The sequence below is a fragment of the Hafnia psychrotolerans genome, assembly GCF_014639435.1.
Classification (GTDB): Bacteria; Pseudomonadota; Gammaproteobacteria; order Enterobacterales; family Enterobacteriaceae; genus Ewingella; species Ewingella psychrotolerans.
The window spans coordinates 1-20,778 of record NZ_BMFZ01000020.1 but is presented as its reverse complement, the minus strand read 5'-3'; the positions used below and the strand labels follow the sequence as shown (position 1 = coordinate 20,778).

The 20,778-nt window shown below is 47.6% G+C and carries 38 protein-coding genes; 4 read left to right on the top strand and 34 right to left on the bottom strand.

Translation table 11 applies throughout. The annotated features are described in order from the left end of the window. Positions 1 to 52: 52 nt before the first annotated feature. The 3 genes from rsmB (at position 53) to mscL (ending at position 3,320) form a co-directional block, all read left to right on the top strand. Complete coding sequence (gene rsmB, locus IEV89_RS21350) at positions 53 to 1,345, top strand: 16S rRNA (cytosine(967)-C(5))-methyltransferase RsmB (RefSeq protein WP_188475501.1); 1,293 nt, start codon at positions 53 to 55, stop codon at positions 1,343 to 1,345. Positions 1,346 to 1,403: 58 nt separating this feature from the next. Further along, a complete protein-coding gene (gene trkA, locus IEV89_RS21345) occupies positions 1,404 to 2,780 on the top strand; it encodes a Trk system potassium transporter TrkA (protein WP_188475500.1) in 1,377 nt (458 codons plus the stop codon). Positions 2,781 to 2,903: 123 nt separating this feature from the next. Beyond that, positions 2,904 to 3,320, top strand: a complete 417-nt coding sequence (gene mscL / locus IEV89_RS21340) for a large-conductance mechanosensitive channel protein MscL (RefSeq protein ID WP_188475499.1) — start codon at positions 2,904 to 2,906, stop codon at positions 3,318 to 3,320. A gap of 5 nt (positions 3,321 to 3,325) precedes the next feature. Here mscL and IEV89_RS21335 read toward each other — a convergent pair whose 3' ends face one another. The 31 genes from IEV89_RS21335 to rpsJ all read right to left on the bottom strand — a co-directional run bounded on the left by IEV89_RS21335 (position 3,326) and on the right by rpsJ (position 18,253). After that, a complete protein-coding gene (locus IEV89_RS21335; protein WP_188475498.1) occupies positions 3,326 to 3,550 on the bottom strand; it encodes an alternative ribosome-rescue factor A in 225 nt (74 codons plus the stop codon). Positions 3,551 to 3,633: 83 nt separating this feature from the next. After that, a complete protein-coding gene (gene zntR, locus IEV89_RS21330) occupies positions 3,634 to 4,050 on the bottom strand; it encodes a Zn(2+)-responsive transcriptional regulator (RefSeq protein ID WP_188475497.1) in 417 nt (138 codons plus the stop codon). A gap of 2 nt (positions 4,051 to 4,052) precedes the next feature. Next, positions 4,053 to 4,421 (bottom strand): DnaJ family domain-containing protein, encoded by a 369-nt coding sequence (locus tag IEV89_RS21325; protein WP_188475496.1) that lies wholly within the window; start codon positions 4,419 to 4,421, stop codon positions 4,053 to 4,055. Positions 4,422 to 4,580: 159 nt separating this feature from the next. Next, positions 4,581 to 4,970 carry a 50S ribosomal protein L17 gene (gene rplQ / locus IEV89_RS21320; RefSeq protein WP_034793661.1) on the bottom strand — a complete coding sequence of 130 codons (390 nt, stop codon included), beginning with the start codon at positions 4,968 to 4,970 and terminating at the stop codon, positions 4,581 to 4,583. Between the two features lie 40 nt (positions 4,971 to 5,010). Next, on the bottom strand, positions 5,011 to 6,000 hold the full coding sequence (locus IEV89_RS21315) for a DNA-directed RNA polymerase subunit alpha (protein WP_128312258.1): 990 nt from the start codon (positions 5,998 to 6,000) through the stop codon (positions 5,011 to 5,013). A gap of 25 nt (positions 6,001 to 6,025) precedes the next feature. Further along, entirely contained in the window at positions 6,026 to 6,646 is a 621-nt protein-coding gene (gene rpsD, locus IEV89_RS21310; protein WP_188475495.1) for a 30S ribosomal protein S4, read from the bottom strand. Positions 6,647 to 6,676: 30 nt separating this feature from the next. Continuing rightward, positions 6,677 to 7,066 (bottom strand): 30S ribosomal protein S11, encoded by a 390-nt coding sequence (gene rpsK / locus IEV89_RS21305; RefSeq protein WP_004929731.1) that lies wholly within the window; start codon positions 7,064 to 7,066, stop codon positions 6,677 to 6,679. 17 nt (positions 7,067 to 7,083) lie between these two features. Then, complete coding sequence (gene rpsM, locus IEV89_RS21300; protein ID WP_188475494.1) at positions 7,084 to 7,440, bottom strand: 30S ribosomal protein S13; 357 nt, start codon at positions 7,438 to 7,440, stop codon at positions 7,084 to 7,086. A 148-nt stretch (positions 7,441 to 7,588) separates the two neighbouring features. After that, positions 7,589 to 7,705 carry a 50S ribosomal protein L36 gene (rpmJ, locus tag IEV89_RS21295; RefSeq protein WP_012768118.1) on the bottom strand — a complete coding sequence of 39 codons (117 nt, stop codon included), beginning with the start codon at positions 7,703 to 7,705 and terminating at the stop codon, positions 7,589 to 7,591. A gap of 33 nt (positions 7,706 to 7,738) precedes the next feature. After that, positions 7,739 to 9,070 carry a preprotein translocase subunit SecY gene (gene secY, locus IEV89_RS21290; protein ID WP_188475493.1) on the bottom strand — a complete coding sequence of 444 codons (1,332 nt, stop codon included), beginning with the start codon at positions 9,068 to 9,070 and terminating at the stop codon, positions 7,739 to 7,741. Positions 9,071 to 9,077: 7 nt separating this feature from the next. Next, positions 9,078 to 9,512, bottom strand: coding sequence for a 50S ribosomal protein L15 (gene rplO / locus IEV89_RS21285; RefSeq protein WP_188475492.1), 435 nt, complete (start codon positions 9,510 to 9,512; stop codon positions 9,078 to 9,080). A gap of 3 nt (positions 9,513 to 9,515) precedes the next feature. After that, positions 9,516 to 9,695 carry a 50S ribosomal protein L30 gene (gene rpmD / locus IEV89_RS21280; protein WP_140476104.1) on the bottom strand — a complete coding sequence of 60 codons (180 nt, stop codon included), beginning with the start codon at positions 9,693 to 9,695 and terminating at the stop codon, positions 9,516 to 9,518. A gap of 6 nt (positions 9,696 to 9,701) precedes the next feature. Then, complete coding sequence (gene rpsE / locus IEV89_RS21275; protein WP_013573700.1) at positions 9,702 to 10,202, bottom strand: 30S ribosomal protein S5; 501 nt, start codon at positions 10,200 to 10,202, stop codon at positions 9,702 to 9,704. A 14-nt stretch (positions 10,203 to 10,216) separates the two neighbouring features. Continuing rightward, the gene (gene rplR / locus IEV89_RS21270) at positions 10,217 to 10,570 is read right to left on the bottom strand and encodes a 50S ribosomal protein L18 (RefSeq protein WP_188475491.1); all 354 of its coding nucleotides are present in this window, start codon (positions 10,568 to 10,570) and stop codon (positions 10,217 to 10,219) included. Between the two features lie 9 nt (positions 10,571 to 10,579). Next, positions 10,580 to 11,113, bottom strand: coding sequence for a 50S ribosomal protein L6 (gene rplF, locus IEV89_RS21265; protein ID WP_188475490.1), 534 nt, complete (start codon positions 11,111 to 11,113; stop codon positions 10,580 to 10,582). A gap of 13 nt (positions 11,114 to 11,126) precedes the next feature. Then, positions 11,127 to 11,519: a 30S ribosomal protein S8 gene (gene rpsH, locus IEV89_RS21260; RefSeq protein ID WP_140476100.1), complete on the bottom strand. Its 393-nt coding sequence runs from the start codon at positions 11,517 to 11,519 to the stop codon at positions 11,127 to 11,129. Between the two features lie 33 nt (positions 11,520 to 11,552). After that, complete coding sequence (gene rpsN, locus IEV89_RS21255) at positions 11,553 to 11,858, bottom strand: 30S ribosomal protein S14 (RefSeq protein ID WP_013573696.1); 306 nt, start codon at positions 11,856 to 11,858, stop codon at positions 11,553 to 11,555. A gap of 13 nt (positions 11,859 to 11,871) precedes the next feature. Beyond that, positions 11,872 to 12,411: a 50S ribosomal protein L5 gene (gene rplE, locus IEV89_RS21250; protein WP_034793676.1), complete on the bottom strand. Its 540-nt coding sequence runs from the start codon at positions 12,409 to 12,411 to the stop codon at positions 11,872 to 11,874. Between the two features lie 14 nt (positions 12,412 to 12,425). After that, positions 12,426 to 12,740, bottom strand: a complete 315-nt coding sequence (rplX, locus tag IEV89_RS21245; RefSeq protein WP_140476098.1) for a 50S ribosomal protein L24 — start codon at positions 12,738 to 12,740, stop codon at positions 12,426 to 12,428. A gap of 10 nt (positions 12,741 to 12,750) precedes the next feature. Then, positions 12,751 to 13,122 carry a 50S ribosomal protein L14 gene (gene rplN, locus IEV89_RS21240; RefSeq protein WP_032906604.1) on the bottom strand — a complete coding sequence of 124 codons (372 nt, stop codon included), beginning with the start codon at positions 13,120 to 13,122 and terminating at the stop codon, positions 12,751 to 12,753. A gap of 169 nt (positions 13,123 to 13,291) precedes the next feature. Next, a complete protein-coding gene (gene rpsQ / locus IEV89_RS21235; protein WP_140476096.1) occupies positions 13,292 to 13,546 on the bottom strand; it encodes a 30S ribosomal protein S17 in 255 nt (84 codons plus the stop codon). Continuing rightward, positions 13,546 to 13,737, bottom strand: a complete 192-nt coding sequence (rpmC, locus tag IEV89_RS21230; RefSeq protein ID WP_013573692.1) for a 50S ribosomal protein L29 — start codon at positions 13,735 to 13,737, stop codon at positions 13,546 to 13,548. Before rpmC ends, rpsQ begins: the two co-directional genes overlap by 1 nt. Next, the gene (gene rplP, locus IEV89_RS21225; protein ID WP_104923582.1) at positions 13,737 to 14,147 is read right to left on the bottom strand and encodes a 50S ribosomal protein L16; all 411 of its coding nucleotides are present in this window, start codon (positions 14,145 to 14,147) and stop codon (positions 13,737 to 13,739) included. The genes rpmC and rplP overlap by 1 nt, the downstream gene beginning before the upstream one ends. 12 nt (positions 14,148 to 14,159) lie before the next feature. Then, positions 14,160 to 14,858, bottom strand: coding sequence for a 30S ribosomal protein S3 (rpsC, locus tag IEV89_RS21220; RefSeq protein ID WP_188475489.1), 699 nt, complete (start codon positions 14,856 to 14,858; stop codon positions 14,160 to 14,162). A 17-nt stretch (positions 14,859 to 14,875) separates the two neighbouring features. Next, entirely contained in the window at positions 14,876 to 15,208 is a 333-nt protein-coding gene (rplV, locus tag IEV89_RS21215) for a 50S ribosomal protein L22 (protein ID WP_004391423.1), read from the bottom strand. 14 nt (positions 15,209 to 15,222) lie between these two features. Next, positions 15,223 to 15,501, bottom strand: coding sequence for a 30S ribosomal protein S19 (gene rpsS / locus IEV89_RS21210; protein ID WP_004929772.1), 279 nt, complete (start codon positions 15,499 to 15,501; stop codon positions 15,223 to 15,225). A 14-nt stretch (positions 15,502 to 15,515) separates the two neighbouring features. Continuing rightward, positions 15,516 to 16,340, bottom strand: a complete 825-nt coding sequence (gene rplB, locus IEV89_RS21205; protein ID WP_188475488.1) for a 50S ribosomal protein L2 — start codon at positions 16,338 to 16,340, stop codon at positions 15,516 to 15,518. 18 nt (positions 16,341 to 16,358) lie between these two features. Further along, on the bottom strand, positions 16,359 to 16,661 hold the full coding sequence (gene rplW, locus IEV89_RS21200) for a 50S ribosomal protein L23 (protein WP_188475487.1): 303 nt from the start codon (positions 16,659 to 16,661) through the stop codon (positions 16,359 to 16,361). Then, entirely contained in the window at positions 16,658 to 17,263 is a 606-nt protein-coding gene (gene rplD / locus IEV89_RS21195) for a 50S ribosomal protein L4 (protein ID WP_140476088.1), read from the bottom strand. The genes rplW and rplD overlap by 4 nt, the downstream gene beginning before the upstream one ends. A gap of 16 nt (positions 17,264 to 17,279) precedes the next feature. Next, entirely contained in the window at positions 17,280 to 17,909 is a 630-nt protein-coding gene (gene rplC / locus IEV89_RS21190) for a 50S ribosomal protein L3 (protein WP_188475486.1), read from the bottom strand. 32 nt (positions 17,910 to 17,941) lie between these two features. Beyond that, positions 17,942 to 18,253, bottom strand: a complete 312-nt coding sequence (gene rpsJ, locus IEV89_RS21185) for a 30S ribosomal protein S10 (RefSeq protein WP_009639175.1) — start codon at positions 18,251 to 18,253, stop codon at positions 17,942 to 17,944. Between the two features lie 478 nt (positions 18,254 to 18,731). Here rpsJ and IEV89_RS21180 point away from each other — a divergent pair, with 478 nt between their 5' ends. Beyond that, a complete protein-coding gene (locus tag IEV89_RS21180; protein WP_229746559.1) occupies positions 18,732 to 19,574 on the top strand; it encodes a prepilin peptidase in 843 nt (280 codons plus the stop codon). A gap of 1 nt (position 19,575) precedes the next feature. Here IEV89_RS21180 and bfr read toward each other — a convergent pair whose 3' ends face one another. From bfr to IEV89_RS21165, 3 genes are all read right to left on the bottom strand, one after another. Further along, positions 19,576 to 20,055, bottom strand: a complete 480-nt coding sequence (bfr, locus tag IEV89_RS21175; protein WP_188475485.1) for a bacterioferritin — start codon at positions 20,053 to 20,055, stop codon at positions 19,576 to 19,578. Between the two features lie 70 nt (positions 20,056 to 20,125). Continuing rightward, positions 20,126 to 20,320: a bacterioferritin-associated ferredoxin gene (gene bfd, locus IEV89_RS21170; protein WP_188475484.1), complete on the bottom strand. Its 195-nt coding sequence runs from the start codon at positions 20,318 to 20,320 to the stop codon at positions 20,126 to 20,128. 124 nt (positions 20,321 to 20,444) lie between these two features. Beyond that, positions 20,445 to 20,778: EF-Tu C-terminal domain-related protein (locus IEV89_RS21165; protein WP_506256304.1), on the bottom strand; the 334-nt coding region annotated here is incomplete at its 5' end.

The following is a 20,778-nucleotide window of genomic DNA, read 5'->3' as shown; positions in this document are numbered from 1 at the left end:
TACGTCGGGCTCTATCATCTATTTAAGCTGAGCTTTACCAGCCCCTCTGACTATGAAAACAACCTATAATCTCCGAAGTATTGCAGCTCAAGCTATTAGCCAGGTGTTAGACAAAGGCCAGTCTCTTTCTACCGTTCTTCCGGGTTTGCAGAAAAACATCTCAGATAAAGATCGCGGATTACTGCAGGAACTATGTTTCGGTACGCTGAGGGTTTTACCTCAACTCGAATGGTGTTTGCAGCAATTGATGGCAAAACCATTAACCGGTAAACAGCGAACTCTGCATTACTTACTGATGATTGGCTTATATCAACTGATTCATACACGTATTCCTGCACACGCCGTACTGGCAGAAACTGTTGAAGGCACCGTCGCGCTTAAACGCCCGCAATTGAAAGGCCTGATCAACGGTGTTTTACGTCAATTCCAGCGACAGCAGGAAGAATTGCTGTCGCTGATGGTTAACAATGACAGTCGCCATCTGCATCCAAGCTGGTTGCTTAACCGTTTGAAAAAAGCCTATCCAACAGAATGGGAAAATATTGTTGATGCCAATAACCAAAGGCCTCCTATGTGGCTGCGCGTCAACCGTATGCATCATACTCGTGATGAATATCTGCATTTACTGAGTGAAGCACAGATTGAAGCCGTCCCTCATGCAGAATATCGCGATGCGCTGCGTTTGGTGACGCCTTGTCAGGTGAACCTGCTTCCGGGATTTGCAGAAGGCTGGGTGACTATTCAGGATGCCTCTGCACAAGGCAGCGTTGATCTGTTGGATCCACAGAATGGTGAGATGATCCTCGATTTATGCTGCGCGCCGGGCGGAAAAACCACGCATATCCTGGAAGCGGCTCCGAAAGCACATGTATTAGCTGTGGATGTGGATGAACAACGTCTTAAACGCGTTCATGAAAATCTACAGCGCCTGAAGCTCAGCGCTGAAGTTAAACAGGGTGATGGGCGCGAGCCAGATAGCTGGGCCGGTGACCGCATCTTCGATCGCATCCTGCTCGACGCGCCTTGCTCAGCTACCGGCGTGATCCGTCGCCATCCAGACATTAAGTGGTTGCGCCGTGACAGCGATATTACTGAGCTTGCAGAGTTACAATGCGAAATTCTTGAAGCCATCTGGCCAAGACTCAAACCCGGCGGCGTGATGGTCTACGCGACGTGTTCTATTCTGCCGGAAGAGAACAACGAACAAATAATGGCGTTCCTCAAAGCACACCCTGAAGCAGTATTAATTGAAACTGGCGATTTAACGAGTCCGGGTAAACAAAACCTTCCCCATGCCGAAGATGGCGACGGGTTCTATTACGCTAAACTAATTAAATCAGCGTAGCGAAATAGTTCTGCTCTGAATCACAGGGTAAACTGAATTAAGGCGAGAATGAGCGGCTATGAAAATAATAATTCTTGGTGCCGGGCAAGTCGGCGGAACGTTAGCTGAGAACCTTGTAGGTGAGAACAACGACATTACCGTCGTTGACACCAATACTACCCGGTTACGACAGCTGCAGGATAAATTTGATCTCCGCGTTGTGCAGGGACATGGGTCTCATCCCAGGGTTTTGCGTGAAGCGGGAGCTGAAGACGCTGACATGCTAGTTGCGGTCACCAACTCGGACGAGACAAACATGGTGGCATGCCAAATCGCATACTCTTTGTTCAATACACCAAATCGTATTGCCCGAATTCGTTCCTCTGAATACATCCGAGAGTCAGAAAAGCTTTTTCATCCGGAAGCGGTACCCATAGACCATCTCATCTCGCCAGAACAGTTGGTCATTGACTATATCTATAAGCTGATTGAATACCCGGGTGCCTTACAGGTAGTTAATTTCGCAGAAGGTAAAGTCAGTATTGCCGCCGTTAAAGCCTACTATGGCGGGCCATTGGTTGGAAACGCGTTGTCTTCCATGCGCGAACATATGCCTCATATTGAAACTCGCGTCGCAGCAATTTTCCGTCAGGACCGCCCTATCAGACCTCAAGGCTCAACCATTATTGAGGCGGGTGATGAGGTGTTCTTCGTTGCCGCTTCTCAGCATATACGTGCAGTGATGAGCGAGCTTCAACGTCTGGAAAAGCCATATAAGCGTATTATGATTGTCGGCGGAGGTAATATCGGTGCAGGCTTGGCACATCGCCTTGAGAAAAACTATAGCGTTAAGCTCATTGAAAAAAACCAACAGCGTGCTGCAGAGCTAGCCGAGCTGCTTCAAAATACTATCGTTTTCTATGGCGATGCGTCGGATCAAGAATTACTGGCAGAAGAACATATCGAACAAGTTGATGTCTTTATTGCCATTACTAATGATGATGAAGCAAACATCATGTCAGCTATGCTGGCTAAGAAGATGGGCGCAAAGAAAGCTATGGTGTTGATACAACGCAGCGCATATGTTGACCTTGTCCAGGGTAGCGTTATTGATATTGCTATTTCACCACAGCAAGCCACTATCTCTGCTTTGCTGGGACATGTACGTAAGGCTGACATTGTCAGTGTATCATCACTACGCCGTGGGGTGGCAGAAGCCATCGAAGCCATTGCACATGGTGATGAAAGCACATCGAAAGTGGTTGGCCGTACTGTTGAACAGATAAGGCTTCCCCCAGGAACCGCTATCGGCGCCATTGTCAGAGGCAATGAGGTAATTATTGCCAACGGCACTAGCCGTATCCAGCAAGGTGACCATGTGATCATGTTTATTACCGACAAAAAATTTGTTCGTGACGTTGAGAGACTATTCCAGCCAAGCCCGTTCTTCTTATAATGTTCAGCAATTAATTAGTTATCAGCAGATTAGATTCAAGATGGAAAGTTTTGTAGCGCATATGCTACAAATGGTCTTTAATTTGTAAAGACCTGAACTATGGGTTTACCAAGGAGATACTGTATGAGTTTTATGAAAGAGTTTCGTGAATTTGCTATGCGTGGAAATGTTGTTGACCTTGCAATTGGTGTGATTATCGGTGCCGCATTTGGCAAGATAGTTTCATCGCTCGTGGCCGATATCATCATGCCACCGCTAGGGCTACTCATTGGTGGCGTGGATTTTAAACAATTTTCTTGGGTAATACGTGAAGCGCAGGGTACGGTACCCGCCGTCGTTATGAAATACGGTATCTTTATTCAGAATATTTTTGACTTCATCATTGTCGCATTAGCAATCTTCTGCGCCATTACGTTTATGAATAAAATGCGCCGTAAAAAAGAAGATGTGCCAGCTGCACCACCGAAGCCAACGGCTGAAGAAATATTGTTAATGGAAATCCGTGACTTGCTGAAAGAACAACAAACGCCGAAATTCTAAGAAACTCAGTGTATTGAATGGTGCTTGATGATGAAGGGCAGTATTGAATATTCGAACGAACACTCAATACTGCCCTCCAGATAACTTCCTTTCCCATTCTTTTCTTTACGACGGTAACTGCCTTTCCCTTTCAGATTCTTTTCAATCCGTTGCTTAAATAATGGGTCATGTAATAGTGCTTGTAATGCGTTCTCTTGGATCACGCCTTTTTGGTGCTTATAGGTAGTCATAAATTCCTCTGTAAGAAAAAATACGTATCTGCATACAATGCCAGCGCATGATACTGCGATCATCCATGCATCGAAAGTAGTTTCTAACCGACTTTGCCCGCACCATCTTCTAATGCTTCAAGAATAGAACAACTGACGCTGGAATGGGCGGAACCGCAACACGCTTTGCTCAACCGTCGCAGGGATTCACGCATCCGCATGAGCTCCTGAAGTTTAAGCTCTACCTCTGCAAGCCGTTCCTCAACAATCGACTTGGATTCCTGACAGGTGTGGTGTGCAGGATCAATACGAATTGAAAGCAGTTCCTTGATAGCTTCGAGTGTAAAACCAGTCGATTTTGCATAACGGATAAAACGCAGTCTCTGAAGGTCACTGTCGTCATACTGGCGATATCCTGAACCATTACGCACTGTTGAACTCATCATTCCCTGTTTTTCATAGTAGCGAATGGTGTCGCTAGAGACATTGGCAAGTCTGGCTAATTCACCTATTTTGAACATATTCATTCACCTTTAAACTTTTTATTCAGCTCATCTTTGTAGCGACCATCAAGAAAATCCGTATTCATGCCAGCCTGCTGTAGTCGTAATTTAAGAATTTTTAGCCGTTTATCAATGACGACAAACTCAGGATTATCAGACATCAAGCTTTTCAGCATGTCATTTAACTCGATAGCTTCCTTCCTGTCTTGCAGCTCAGGAGGCAAGTATCCTGCATTTTTAAGAATACGATAAGCAGTTCGTAGCTCTTCGGGTACGGCACTGTCGTCATCCAAAACCAGAGGTTTTCCCCTGCCAGCTAAGTTATCAAACTCACCGTTCTCACTGGCATTTTTAATGTGTTTTTCAACCCATTGATCAATAAGAAACATAGCCTTGATCCTGCAAAAGGTAGGAAGAGTCATTCCGTTAGCATAGCGCGAATATAAGATTAATTCTGGGTAGGGTAAATATGGGAATACTAGGCAAGGGAGGACAAATTTTGGATGTAAAAAAACCGGGCAAGCCCGGTTTTTTCATGCATCTACAGATTATTCAGCAGTTGCTACTTCTGCTTGTGACTCTGCACGATCAACGAGCTCGATGTAAGCCATCGGCGCATTGTCGCCTGCACGGAAACCACACTTAAGAATACGAGTGTAACCACCGGCACGGCTCGCGAAACGCGGGCCCAGTTCATTAAACAGTTTTGCCACGATCTCGTTATCACGAGTACGGGCGAATGCCAGACGACGATTTGCAACATTGTCGGTCTTGGCAAGAGTAATCAGCGGCTCAACAACGCGGCGCAGCTCTTTCGCTTTCGGCAGGGTCGTCTTGATGATCTCATGACGAACCAAAGAGCCGGCCATGTTACGGAACATAGCCTGTCGGTGGCTGCTGTTACGGTTTAGTTGACGACCACTCTTACGATGGCGCATGACCTTATCCTTCTCAGTAAAACCTTAACCTGTGATCCGGTTACTCGTCAGCGATACTTGCTGGTGGCCAGTTTTCCAGGCGCATGCCCAGAGACAAACCACGGGAAGCAAGTACGTCTTTAATCTCAGTAAGAGATTTTTTACCAAGGTTAGGCGTTTTAAGTAGCTCAACCTCAGTACGCTGTACCAGATCACCGATGTAGTGGATTGCTTCTGCTTTGAGGCAGTTAGCAGAGCGGACAGTCAATTCCAGATCGTCAACAGGGCGCAGCAGGATTGGATCGAATTCAGGCTTCTCTTCTTTCACTTCCGGTTGACGTACATCACGTAAATCAACGAAAGCTTCCAGTTGTTCAGCAAGAATGGTTGCCGCACGGCGGATCGCCTCTTCAGGATCGATCGTACCATTGGTTTCCATTTCGATAACCAGCTTGTCCAAATCGGTACGCTGTTCTACACGCGCTGCTTCAACATTATAGGCAATTCGCTCTACAGGGCTGTAGCATGCATCTACTAACAGGCGTCCAATTGGTCGCTCATCTTCTTCCGAATGAATTCGGGCAGACGCCGGCACATAACCACGACCGCGCTGAACTTTGATACGCATGCTTATAGCAGCGTTGTCATCGGTCAGGTGGCAGATAACATGTTGCGGCTTGACGATTTCGACATCACCATCATGTGTAATGTCGGCTGCAGTCACAGGGCCAATGCCAGATTTATTCAGGGTAAGGATAACTTCATCTTTCCCTTGAACTCTCACCGCCAGCCCTTTCAGGTTGAGCAGGATCTCCAGGATATCTTCCTGTACGCCTTCTTTGGTGCTGTACTCATGTAGTACACCATCAATCTCAACCTCGGTCACCGCGCAACCCGGCATGGATGAAAGCAGAATACGGCGCAGTGCATTGCCAAGAGTATGGCCAAAGCCACGCTCTAAAGGCTCAAGGGTCACCTTGGCGTGCGTCGAACTGACTTGCTCGATATCTACCAGGCGCGGTTTTAGAAACTCTGTCACAGAACCCTGCATTGTGTCCTCTCTTTGGTACTAAGCTTTACTTAGAGTAAAGCTCGACGATCAGGTGTTCGTTAATGTCCGCAGATAGATCCGTACGTTCAGGCATACGCTTGAACACACCTTCCATCTTAGAGGCATCAACTTCAAGCCAAGTCGGCTTTTCACGCTGTTCAGCCAACTCCAAAGCGGCCTTTACGCGAGATTGCTGTTTAGCTTTCTCACGGATGCTGACAACGTCGTTCGGAGATACCTGATAAGAAGCGATGTTAACGACGCGACCGTTTACCATAATAGCTTTGTGGCTAACTAACTGGCGCGATTCCGCACGAGTAGCACCGAAGCCCATACGATAAACAACGTTGTCGAGACGCCCTTCAAGTAATTGCAACAGGTTTTCACCGGTGTTGCCTTTAAGGCGAGCTGCTTCTTTATAATAGTTGCGGAATTGACGCTCTAAGATGCCATACATACGGCGAACTTTTTGCTTTTCACGCAACTGCACACCATAGTCAGACAGACGCGGTTTACGCGCACCGTGCTGACCAGGAGCTTGATCGATTTTACACTTGGTATCGATCGCGCGAACGCCAGATTTAAGGAATAAATCTGTGCCCTCACGACGGCTAAGCTTGAGCTTAGGACCCAAATATCTTGCCATTTTCTCTCTCCAACAATCCTAAAAGCAGCGTTATACGCGACGCTTTTTCGGTGGACGACAACCGTTATGGGGGATAGGAGTCACATCAGTAATATTAGTGATGCGGAAACCAGCCGCGTTTAACGCACGGATAGTAGACTCACGACCAGGACCAGGTCCTTTAACCATAACTTCCAGATTCTTGATACCGTATTCCTTCACTGCGTCGGCGCAGCGCTCTGCTGCAACCTGGGCTGCAAACGGAGTGGACTTACGAGAACCACGGAAACCGGAACCACCAGCTGTTGCCCAACCCAAAGCATTACCCTGACGATCGGTAATGGTAACAATGGTGTTGTTGAAAGAAGCATGGATATGAGCCACGCCGTCAGAGACTTGTTTTCTTACACGTTTACGTGTACGAACAGGTGCCTTTGCCATTTATTCAATCACCCCGATTATTTCTTGATCGGTTTACGCGGACCCTTACGGGTACGTGCGTTAGTCTTAGTACGCTGACCGCGTACTGGCAGACCACGACGATGGCGCAAACCACGATAAGTTCCAAGGTCCATAAGACGCTTGATGCTCAGGGTGACTTCGCGACGCAGATCACCTTCAACAATGAACTTGGCAACTTGTTCGCGCAGCTTTTCGATTTGCTCTTCAGACAGCTCACTGATCTTAACATTTTCAGCAATACCCGATGCTGCACAGATAGCCTGTGAGCGGGTTTTACCGATGCCGTAGATCGAAGTTAATGCGATCACGGTATGTTTCTGATCAGGAATGTTAATGCCTGCTATACGGGCCACTATGCACTCCTACTATTTATATACGGTAACACCATTCTGAAAAGCCCGTTTTCAGGATACTCAAACAATGTTACTGCTTACACACAAAAGATTGGCTGGCTAATCTAGCCAGCTCAATCCAACTTTGCAAGAAAAATATGCGAGATAATCAGCCTTGACGCTGTTTATGCTTCGGTTCTGCGCTGCAGATTACGCGAACGATACCGTTACGCTTAACAATTTTGCAGTTACGACATAATTTCTTGACGGAAGCACGAACTTTCATTTTTACTCTCCGTAACTTCTCAAACACACCAAATTAGCGGTTATAGCCTTTTAGGTTTGCTTTCTTCAATGCAGACTCATACTGACTTGACATCATCAGAGTTTGCACTTGAGCCATAAAGTCCATAATGACGACAACTACGATAAGTAGTGAGGTACCACCAAAATAAAATGGCACTTTCATTGCGTCACGCATGAACTCCGGGATAAGGCAGATGAAAGTAATATACATCGCACCAATTAAGGTTAAACGTGTCATCACTTTATCGATGTACTTCGCCGTTTGCTCTCCCGGACGAATTCCTGGTACAAATGCACCGGACTTCTTCAGGTTATCTGCTGTCTCACGTGGGTTGAAAACCAACGCAGTATAAAAGAAACAGAAGAAGATGATTGCAGTCGCATAGAGTAACACATAAAGCGGTTGCCCAGGCTGCAAATACAGCGAAATCGTAGTCAGCCAGTTCCAACCAGTTCCGCCCCCGAACCATGATGCAATCGTGGCAGGGAACAGAATGATGCTGGAAGCAAAGATCGCAGGGATAACCCCAGCCATATTTACTTTCAACGGTAAGTGTGTGCTCTGTGCTGCATAGACACGACGCCCTTGTTGACGCTTAGCATAGTTAACGACAATACGACGTTGACCACGTTCCACAAAAACAACAAAGAAAGTCACTGCAAACACTAAAACTGCAACCAACAGCAACAGGAGGAAGTGCAGGTCGCCTTGCCGAGCTTGTTCAATAGTATGCGCTACTGCCGGCGGGAGACCCGCGACTATACCAGCAAAGATTATGATTGAGATACCGTTGCCGATACCACGCTCAGTAATCTGCTCACCCAGCCACATCAGGAACATTGTCCCCGTAACTAAGCTCACAACTGCAGTAAAGTAGAAGGCAAAGCCTGGATTTAACACCAGGCCCTGCATACCAGGCATATTCGGTAAACCGGTAGCAATACCGATTGACTGAAACACAGCTAATACCAGCGTACCGTAACGGGTGTACTGACTAATCTTACGACGGCCAGCCTCCCCTTCCTTCTTAATTTCCGCCAACGTTGGGTGAACCACCGTCAGTAACTGGATAATGATCGAGGCCGAAATATACGGCATGATCCCCAGAGCAAAAATAGAAGCACGGCTAAGGGCACCACCAGAGAACATATTGAACATTTCAATGATGGTACCTCTTTGCTGCTCGAGCAATTTGGCAAGTACAGTGGCATCAATACCAGGGATCGGAATAAAAGAGCCGATACGGAAAACAATCAACGCACCGATAACAAACAAAAGTCTGCGCTTCAGTTCGCCTAGTCCACCCTTGGCACTTTGGAAATCTAATCCCGGTTGCTTAGCCATCTGCTACTTATTCCTCAATTTTACCGCCAGCAGCTTCGATAGCAACACGAGCGCCTTTAGTGACACGCAAACCACGCAGAGTTACCGCACGACCAACTTCACCGGAAAGGATAACTTTCGCGAATTCGATCTGGATACCAACTACGTTAGCGGCTTTCAGCGTGTTTAGGTCGATTACGTCGCCTTCAACAAGTGCCAGTTCAGACAGACGAACTTCTGCCGTGATCATAGCTTTGCGAGAGGTGAAGCCGAATTTCGGCAAACGACGATATAAAGGCATCTGACCACCTTCAAAACCGCGACGTACGCCACCGCCAGAACGTGAGTTCTGACCTTTGTGACCACGACCAGCGGTTTTACCCAGGCCAGAACCAATACCACGACCTACACGCTTCGGCGCTTGTTTGGCACCTTCAGCCGGAGACAGAGTATTTAAACGCATCTCTTACTCCTCAACCTTAACCATGTAGGAAACTTGGTTGATCATACCGCGTACAGCAGGAGTATCCTCACGCTCTACAGTGTGACCAATGCGACGCAGACCCAGGCCGAGCAAAGTAGCTTTATGCTTCGGTAAACGGCCAATAGAACTGCGAGTTTGTGTAACTTTAATAGTCTTTGCCATGGTTAATTACCCCAGAATTTCTTCAACGGATTTACCACGCTTGGCAGCGACCATTTGTGGGGATTTCATATTTGCCAGAGCATCTATAGTTGCACGAACCACGTTGATTGGGTTTGTAGAACCATAAGCTTTAGCCAATACGTTATGCACCCCAGCGACTTCCAGGACGGCACGCATTGCGCCACCGGCGATAATACCGGTACCTTCGGAAGCCGGCTGCATGAACACACGGGAACCCGTATGAGCACCTTTAACAGGATGCTGCAAGGTGCCGCTGTTCAGCGCGACATTCATCATGTTGCGACGGGCTTTTTCCATCGCTTTCTGTATCGCTGCCGGAACTTCGCGTGCTTTGCCGTAGCCAAAACCAACGCGACCGTTACCATCACCAACTACTGTCAGTGCGGTAAAGCTGAAGATACGGCCACCTTTTACGGTTTTAGATACGCGGTTTACCGCGATCAGCTTTTCCTGCAGTTCGCCAGCTTGTTTTTCGATGTGAGCCATCTTAAACCTCTTCCTTAGAACTGAAGGCCAGCTTCACGGGCAGCATCTGCCAGTGCCTGGACTCGACCATGATATTGGAAACCGGAACGGTCAAAGGATACTTTCGTGATCCCTTTTTCCAATGCGCGTTCTGCAATAGCTTTACCTACAGCAGTGGCAGCATCTTTGTTGCCGGTATACTTCAGTTGCTCAGTGATAGTTTTTTCTACAGTAGAGGCAGAAACTATTACTTCAGAACCGTTTGGTGCAATCACCTGTGCGTAAATATGACGCGGGGTACGATGTACCACCAGACGTGTCGCACCCAGTTCTTGGAGCTTACGGCGTGCGCGGGTCGCACGACGGATACGAGCAGATTTCTTATCCATAGTGTTACCTTACTTCTTCTTAGCCTCTTTGGTACGCACGACTTCGTCGGCGTAACGGACACCCTTGCCTTTGTATGGCTCAGGACGACGGTAGGCACGTAAATCTGCAGCAACCTGACCAATAACTTGTTTATCAGCGCCTTTCAGCACGATTTCAGTTTGGGTCGGGCATTCAGCAGTAATGCCTTCCGGCAGTTGGTGATCGACGGGGTGAGAGAAGCCTAAAGCTAAATTCACCACGTTGCCTTTAACAGCAGCACGATAACCAACACCTACCAGTTGAAGCTTTTTAGTGAAGCCATCGGTAACACCAACAACCATTGAGTTCAACAGTGCACGAGTGGTACCCGCTTGGGCCCAACCGTCTACAGAGCCTTCGCGCGGAGCGAAAGTCAGTGTATTTTCTTCCTGTTTAACTTCAACGGCGTTATGGATAGTACGTGACAGCTCGCCGTTTTTACCTTTTATCGAAATAACCTGACCGTTGAGTTTTACCTCTACGCCGGCAGGAATGACGACGGGTGCTTTTGCAACACGAGACATGCTTTCCTCCCGATTAAGCTACGTAGCAGATAATCTCGCCACCAAGACCAGCCTGGCGAGCTGCACGATCAGTCATAACACCTTTGGAGGTAGAAATAACAGCGATACCCATACCAGCCATAACTTTTGGCAGCTCATCTTTTTTCTTATAGATGCGCAGACCAGGACGGCTGATACGTTGAATGCTTTCTACCACCGACTTGCCCTGGTAGTACTTAAGTACTAATTCCAGTTCAGGTTTGGTGTCGCCTTCGATTTTAAATTCTTCAATATAGCCTTCTTCCTTCAGCACGTTGGCAATAGCCACTTTCAGCTTGGAGGAAGGCATGGTGACCGCAACTTTGTTCGCGGCTTGACCGTTACGGATACGGGTCAGCATATCCGCGATCGGATCTTGCATGCTCATCTGTCTTTACTCCCGTGATTCAATTGGTGACAATTACCAGCTAGCCTTTTTAAGACCCGGGATTTCACCGCGCATAGCGGCTTCACGGACCTTAATACGGCTCAACCCGAACTTCCGCAGGAAAGCATGCGGACGACCAGTTTGACGACAGCGGTTACGCTGACGAGACGGGCTGGAATCACGCGGCAGAGACTGCAGCTTAAGAACCGCATCCCAACGATCTTCATCAGATGAGTTCACACCAGAGATAATAGCTTTCAATTCCTCGCGTTTAGCGCGGTATTTGTCAGCCAGTTTTACGCGAACGACTTCGCGTGCTTTCATGGATTGCTTAGCCATTAGTAACCCTGCCTTACTTGCGGAACGGGAAGTTAAAGGCAGCCAGTAACGCACGGCCTTCATCATCGGATTTCGCAGTAGTGGTGATAGTAATATCTAAACCACGAACGCGATCGACTTTATCATAATCGATTTCCGGGAAGATGATCTGTTCACGCACGCCCATGCTGTAGTTACCACGACCATCGAAAGACTTAGCAGATAAACCGCGGAAGTCACGAATACGTGGAACAGCAATGGAGACCAGACGCTCAAAGAACTCCCACATGCGTTCGCCACGCAGAGTTACTTTACAGCCGATCGGATAGCCCTGACGGATTTTGAAGCCTGCAACTGATTTGCGTGCTTTGGTGATCAACGGTTTTTGACCGGAGATTGCTGCCAAGTCAGCTGCTGCATTATCCAGCAGTTTCTTGTCAGCGATCGCTTCACCTACACCCATGTTCAGGGTGATCTTCTCGACCCGAGGGACTTGCATGACAGAATTGTAACCAAACTCAGTCATGAGTTTTTTTACGACATCGTCTTTGTAGTAATCATGCAGTTTCGCCATCGTACTACTCCAAATTACTTGATAGTTACGCTGTTAGATTTGAAGAAACGGACTTTTTTGCCGTCTTCGAATCTAAAGCCTACACGGTCAGCCTTACCGGTTGCCGAGTTGAAGAGTGCAACGTTAGAAACTTGAATTGCAGCTTCTTTTTCAACGATGCCACCTGGTTGGTTCAGGGCCGGGACAGGCTTCTGATGTTTCTTAACCAGGTTTATACCTTCAACAATGACCTTACCAGAAGACAGGACATTTTTAACTTTACCGCGCTTACCTTTATCTTTGCCGGTAAGCAGGATAACTTCGTCATCACGACGGATTTTCGCTGCCATGGTTCGCTCCTTAGAGTACTTCTGGTGCCAGAGAGATAATTTTCATGAACTTCTCATTACGCAGTTCACGAGTTACCGGCCCAAAAATACGCGTGCCGATAGGCTGCTCGCTGTTATTGTTTAAAATAACGCATGCATTACCATCGAAGCGAATGACAGAACCGTCCGGGCGACGAACACCCTTCTTGGTGCGCACCACTACCGCCTTCAGCACATCGCCTTTCTTCACCTTACCGCGAGGAATTGCTTCCTTGATGGTAATTTTGATGATGTCACCGATGCCTGCGTAGCGACGGTGCGAGCCACCTAGAACCTTGATACACATTACGCGACGTGCACCGGAGTTGTCGGCCACGGTCAGCATAGTCTGTTCTTGGATCATGTTAGTGCTCCGCTAATGTCAACTACAACTTTAGGACCCAGGATAGGTCATTAAAAAAACCCCACAAATGAGGGCGCGGCATTATAACACCGGTTCCAGATTATGGGTAGAAAAAATAAACGGCCCACAGTTCATGAGCCGTTTATCTATTTTCGAGCAAGTGATTCTATTACAGAACCGCTTTCCCTACAACGCGAACTAGAGTCCAAGACTTAGTCTTAGACAGCGGACGGCATTCGCTAATTTCAACGACATCGCCGATACCACATTCATTGTTCTCGTCATGTACGTGTAGCTTAGTCGTACGTTTGATGAATTTACCGTAGATTGGGTGTTTCACAAAACGTTCAATCGCGACAACCATGGATTTCTCCATTTTGTCACTGATAACACGACCTTGCAGAGTACGGATCTTGTCACTCATTACGCACCCGCCTTTTCAGTCAGTAAAGTCTTCACACGTGCAACATCACGACGCACTTGTTTCAACAGGTGTGTTTGCTGCAACTGGCCACTTGCCGTTTGCATGCGCAGGTTAAACTGCTCACGCAAGAGGTTAAGAAGCTCAGTGTTCAGCTCTTCCACGCTTTTTTCGCGCAGCTCTTGTGCTTTCATTACATCACCGTCTTAGTTACAAAGGTGGTTTTGATAGGCAGTTTGGCTGCTGCCAGCTGGAAGGCTTCGCGAGCTACCTCTTCAGGCACACCGTCCATTTCGTACAGGACTTTACCAGGCTGGATCAGGGCGACCCAATACTCTACGTTGCCCTTACCTTTACCCATACGAACTTCCAGTGGCTTCTCAGTGATCGGTTTGTCCGGGAATACACGGATCCAGATCTTACCTTGACGCTTAACTGCACGGGTCATCGCACGACGTGCTGCTTCAATTTGACGAGCAGTCAGACGACCACGGCCAACAGCTTTCAGACCGTAAGTGCCGAAGCTCACATCCGTACCTTGCGCCAGGCCACGGTTGCGGCCTTTATGCACCTTACGGAATTTTGTACGCTTTGGTTGTAACATCAGCGACTCTCCTTACTTGCGGCCTTTACGCTGCTGCTTTTTAGGTTGAGCAGCCGGTTCAGGTTGTTCAACTGCAGCCATACCACCCAGAATCTCACCTTTGAAGATCCACACTTTTACGCCGATAACACCATAAGTGGTGTGCGCTTCGGAAGTGTTGTAATCGATATCCGCACGCAGTGTATGCAACGGAACACGACCTTCACGGTACCATTCAGTACGCGCAATTTCAGCACCGCCAAGGCGGCCGCTTACTTCAACTTTAATTCCTTTAGCGCCAAGACGCATTGCGTTCTGTACAGCACGCTTCATAGCACGACGGAACATAACACGACGTTCCAGCTGTGAAGTGATACTGTCAGCAACCAATTTAGCATCGAGTTCCGGTTTACGGATTTCGGCGATATTGATTTGCGCAGGAACGCCAGCGATACCCGCTACGACCTTACGCAGTTTTTCGACATCTTCACCTTTCTTGCCGATAACGATACCAGGACGAGCAGTGTGAATAGTCACACGGATGCTCTTCGCTGGACGCTCGATAACGATGCGAGAAACGGAAGCTTTCGACAGTTCCTTAGTCAGGAATTGGCGAACTTTAAAGTCGCTGTCCAGGTTGTCAGCGAAATCTTTGGTATTTGCATACCAGGTAGAATTCCAAGGTTTGACAATACCTAGGCGAATACCATTAGGATGTACTTTCTGACCCATTGCTAGTCTCCAGAGTCTCAGCGATCGGACACAACCACAGTAATGTGGCTGGTGCGCTTCAGAATGCGATCTGCACGACCTTTAGCACGAGGCATAATGCGCTTCATACTTGGGCCTTCGTCTACGAAAATCTTCGTGACTTTCAGATCATCGATGTCAGCGCCATCGTTGTGTTCTGCGTTAGCAATGGCAGACTCCAGTACCTTCTTAACCAAACCAGCAGCTTTCTTGTTGGTATAGGCCAAAGTTTCCAGAGCTTGCGACACTTTCTTACCGCGGATCAGGTCAGCAACAAGGCGAACCTTCTGAGCAGAAGAACGAGCGTGGCGATGTTTAGCGATAGTTTCCATCTCTTCCTCCTACCTTAGCGCTTTTTAGCTTTTTTATCAGCCGCATGGCCGCGATAAGTACGAGTCGGCGCGAATTCACCCAGTTTATGACCGACCATTTCATCGGAAACAAATACTGGTACGTGCTGACGACCATTATGGACAGCGATGGTCAAACCGATCATGTTAGGAAAGATCGTTGAACGACGGGACCAAGTGCGCAAAGGCTTCTTGTCACCGCTTTCCACCGCTTTCTCTACCTTCTTCAGCAAGTGCAGGTCAATAAAAGGACCTTTCTTGAGAGAACGTGGCATGGCTTATCCTCTAATTATTTTTTACTACGGCGACGTACGATGAACTTGTCAGTACGCTTGTTGCTACGGGTCTTCTTACCTTTGGTTTGAACGCCCCACGGGGTTACCGGGTGCTTACCAAAGTTACGACCTTCACCACCACCGTGTGGGTGATCGACTGGGTTCATCGCTGTACCGCGAACGGTAGGGCGAATACCACGCCAACGAGCAGCACCTGCTTTACCCAGAACGCGAAGCATATGTTCAGCGTTACCGACTTCACCTAAGGTGGCGCGGCAATCGACTTGAACTTTACGCATTTCGCCAGAGCGCAGACGCAGAGTTACGTAGGAACCGTCACGAGCAACGATCTGAACGTAGGCACCAGCAGAACGAGCCATCTGGCCACCCTTACCTGGTTTCATTTCTACGTTGTGAACCGTTGAACCTACTGGGATGTTGCGCATCGGCAGGGTGTTACCTGTCTTGATTGCAGCATCAACACCAGATTGGATCTGGTCACCCACTTTCAGGCCTTTCGGCGCCAGGATATAACGGCGTTCGCCGTCTTTGTACAGAACCAGCGCGATATTCGCGGAACGGTTCGGATCGTACTCCAGACGCTCAACCACTGCTGCTACACCATCTTTGTTGCGTTTGAAGTCAACCAGACGATAATGCTGCTTGTGGCCACCACCGATATGACGGGTGGTGATACGGCCATTGTTGTTACGACCACCGCTTTTGCTCAGTTTTTCAAGCAGCGGGGCATAAGGTTTACCTTTGTGCAATTCCTGGTTAACCACTTTAACAACATGGCGACGGCCCGGAGATGTAGGTTTACATTTAACAATTGCCATTGTTCAAACTCCTCCGACTTACTCTGCGCCGCTGATGAAGTCCAGATTCTGGCCTTCTTTCAGGGTGACGTAAGCTTTTTTCCAGTCGCTACGACGACCAACACGCTGACCGTGACGCTTCACTTTGCCTTTAACAAGCAGGGTGTTAACGCCTTCGACTTCAACTTCAAACAGTTTCTTAACCGCAGCTTTGATTTCTGCTTTAGTCGCGTCTTTGGCAACTTTGAGAACGATGGTATTGTTCTTTTCCATCGCAGAAGAGGCTTTTTCAGAAACATGCGGCGCGCGCACTACTTTCAGCAGACGTTCTTCACGAATCATGCCAGCATCTCCTCAACTTGCTTCACCGCGTCAGAAGTCATAACGACTTTGTCGAAGGCGATCAGGCTTACTGGATCGATACCTGCTACGTCACGAACATCAACCTTGTACAGGTTGCGCGCGGCCAGGAACAGGTTCTCGTCGACTTCGCCGGTAATAATCAGCACGTCTTCCAGAGCCATGTCTTTCAGTTTCTGTGCAAGCAGCTTAGTTTTAGGCGCTTCTACAGAGAACGTCTCGACTACGATCAAGCGATCTTGACGTACCAGTTCGGACAGAATGCTTTTCAGCGCGCCGCGGTACATCTTTTTGTTTACTTTTTGACTGTGGTCCTGTGGCTTTGCAGCGAAGGTTACACCACCGGAACGCCAGATTGGGCTCTTTACAGAACCTGCTCGCGCACGGCCAGTACCTTTCTGACGCCAAGGCTTTTTACCGGAACCAGTTACTTCAGCACGGGTCTTCTGAGCGCGAGTACCTTGACGGGCACCTGCTGCATAAGCAACAACGACCTGGTGTACCAGCGCTTCATTGAAATCACGCCCGAAGGTAGTTTCGGAAACAGTCAGCGCGCTTTGCGCGTCTTTCACTACTAATTCCATTCCTATCTCCTCGACGTTAAGCCTTAACAGCAGGTTTAACGATCAGGTTGCTACCGGTAGCACCCGGAACAGCACCCTTGACCAGTAGCAGATTGCGCTCAGCATCAACACGTACTACATCTAGGCTCTGAACGGTTACACGTTCGTTACCCAGTTGGCCTGCCATTTTCTTTCCTTTAAACACTTTACCTGGAGTCTGGTTCTGACCGATTGAACCATGTCCACGGTGTGCCAAGGAGTTACCATGGGTAGCATCTTGGGTACGGAAGTTCCAGCGCTTTACAGTGCCGGCAAAACCTTTACCTTTAGAAGTACCAGTAACATCGACTTTCTTAACGTCTGCGAAAATTTCAACGCTAATATTCTGACCTGCAGTAAATTCCTCACCTTCTGCAAGGCGGAATTCCCACAAACCACGGCCAGCTTCTACGCCAGCTTTAGCGAAGTGACCCGCTTCTGGTTTGGTTACACGGTTAGCTTTTTTGCTACCAGTAGTAACCTGCACAGCACGGTAACCATCGTTGTCCAGGTCTTTGACCTGAGTAACGCGGTTTGCTTCAATTTCGATAACGGTTACTGGGATAGAAACGCCATCTTCAGTGAAGATACGAGTCATGCCCACTTTCTTACCGACTAAACCAATCATTGTTTCAACCTCTCAATCGTCAATGACCCTGATTAACCCAGGCTGATCTGCACGTCTACACCAGCAGCCAGATCCAGACGCATCAGAGCATCAACGGTTTTCTCGGTTGGCTCAACGATGTCAACCAGACGCTTGTGAGTACGAATTTCATACTGATCGCGCGCATCTTTATTGACGTGCGGAGAAATCAGAATAGTAAAACGCTCTTTGCGGGTCGGCAGCGGGATTGGACCACGAACTTGCGCACCAGTGCGCTTCGCGGTCTCAACGATTTCCGCAGTTGATTGATCGATCAAACGATGATCAAACGCTTTCAGGCGGATACGGATTCTTTGGTTCTGCATGAGACCAGAGCTCCAATTATTTTAAACGTAAGTAATTACTACTCATACCCATTTCGATTGATGGGAGAGTGTAATCGTTCTTCATATAACCCCCATATCGGGAGTATTGTTTGGCTGGTAGCACTTCATTACCAGACAACTAATTCTGAATGAATTAGACCTACCAAGATTAGGTAAGCCCGCGCATTATACGTAAATGAGAGCAAGAAGCAACCTTTCTGATGAGTTAAACGCTTTTATTTCACTCAAATACCCTATGCTGCTTACCCTCTGAAGAGCATTCTGCCCCGACAATACGTCATATATGGGCTTCAATGAAGTCCCGCTGTGTCAAAGCTCTGAATCCAGCGCGCATTTTTAACACTCGTAACAACCTAAACCTCCCGTTCGCTAACCACTCAGATCTACACTGTCATCGTTACCCACATAACGGGCTGGGACATCCAACGTCCCTTCCCATGCAAATGGAGTTGCACCCTTGGACTATTCATCACTTGTTGATTTTCTCTCACCATCAAACGTTATCTACCACAGCATCGTCTTAGTGATCGGGCTGGTTGCGGGAAGTTTTCTCAACGTCGTAGTATACCGTTTGCCTATGATGCTCAATAAACATCAGCCTGAAGATGAAGAGCAACTCAACCTTTGCTTCCCGGCATCACATTGCACTGAATGCAAACACCCGCTGAGGTTCTGGCAGAACATACCTCTTTTGAGTTGGCTGCTTTTACAAGGAAGATGCCACTACTGTCATGAGCAAATCCCCCTGCGCTATCCATTAAATGAGTTAGTATGTGCATCGTTATTTCTCGGAATGTCCGTTCTGTTCGATACACCATTTACTCTACTCAGTGCGTTCACACTAATGTGGTTCTTGTTGGCTTTAAGCCTGATCGACAGTTCAGCTTATTTATTGCCTGATAGACTGACATTGCCGCTTATCTGGTTAGGGCTATTAGTTCACTCAGTAGGCGGTGAAGTTACACTCCATGATTCGCTATACGGAACTGTTGTCGGATATCTGGCGTTGTGGAGTATTTATTGGGGATTCAAAATCCTGCTCAATAAAGAAGGGATGGGGTACGGGGATTTTAAACTACTGGCAGCGTTGGGCGCATGGACTGGATGGCAATCGGTGCCTTATTTATGCATTATTGCCGCAGTCATAGGACTGATTTTCACCATGGTGCGGGCACTTATTAAAAAAAAGACAGGCGAAATCCCTTTTGGGCCATGTCTGTCACTTGCGGGTGGGTATATTTACATCAGCCAGGAGAGCCATGTTTTCTGGCTGATGCTATTTTCACTTAAAGATATCTGACTTACTGAGACTCTTCTTTTAACTGAGACTGGATATAATTTTGGATCCCTATTCGGCCAATGAGCTCCAGTTCAGTTTCGAGCCAGTCAATATGATGTTCTTCGTCTGTCAGGATCGTTATCATCAAGTCACGGCTGACATAATCATGAACTGAGTCCGCATACGTAATGGCTTCGCGAAGATCTTTCGCACCTTCAAGCTCAAGAACCAAATCGGATTTCAGCATCTCTTCGACATCCTCGCCGATATTCAATTTGCCGAGATCTTGTAAGTTTGGCAACCCCTCAAGGAAAAGGATACGTTCGATATAGATGTCAGCATGCTTCATTTCATCGATGGATTCATGATATTCAATACCGTTCAGACGCATTAATCCCCAGTTCTTAAACATGCGAGCATGTAAAAAGTACTGATTGATGGCAACCAGTTCATTTCCAAGAAGTTTATTGAGATGAGCAATGACTTTTTTATCGCCTTTCATAGGTAACTCCTCTATTCCGGTATGTAAAGCGTAGATCCGGATGAGAGTAAGTCAAAGAAAAGACCGATTTTTAGGCAATGTTATCGAACTGAGGTATCTGTTGTAATTCGTCTTCCATTATCTGACGCGCTACACGGATGCATTTCCCACATTGAGTTCCTACTGGAACAAAATTTCTTAGCTGCTGAAATGTCTGAGGCTGATATCGGCGAACAGCTTGGCGGATGGCTTTATCACTAACAGAATTACACAAACATACGTACATAGGATCCACACACATCGAACAAAATTCAGTCGCATTGTAAATGAGAATCGTTATTAGTGCAAACTTGGCCCATAAAAAAGAGTGCCGAAGCACCCTTTCTCATATTGCATTAAAGTATCAGCGATTAAGCGATAACTTTAGCAACCACACCAGCACCTACAGTACGACCACCTTCACGAATTGCGAAACGCAAGCCGTCATCCATCGCGATTGGATGGATCAAGGTTACAACCATGTTGATGTTGTCGCCTGGCATTACCATCTCTACGCCTTCTGGCAGTTCGATGGTACCGGTCACGTCAGTTGTACGGAAGTAGAACTGCGGACGGTAACCTTTGAAGAACGGAGTATGACGACCGCCTTCATCTTTGCTCAGGATATAAACTTCTGAGTCAAAGGTAGTGTGTGGTTTGATTGAACCTGGTTTAGCCAATACCTGACCACGTTCGATGTCTTCA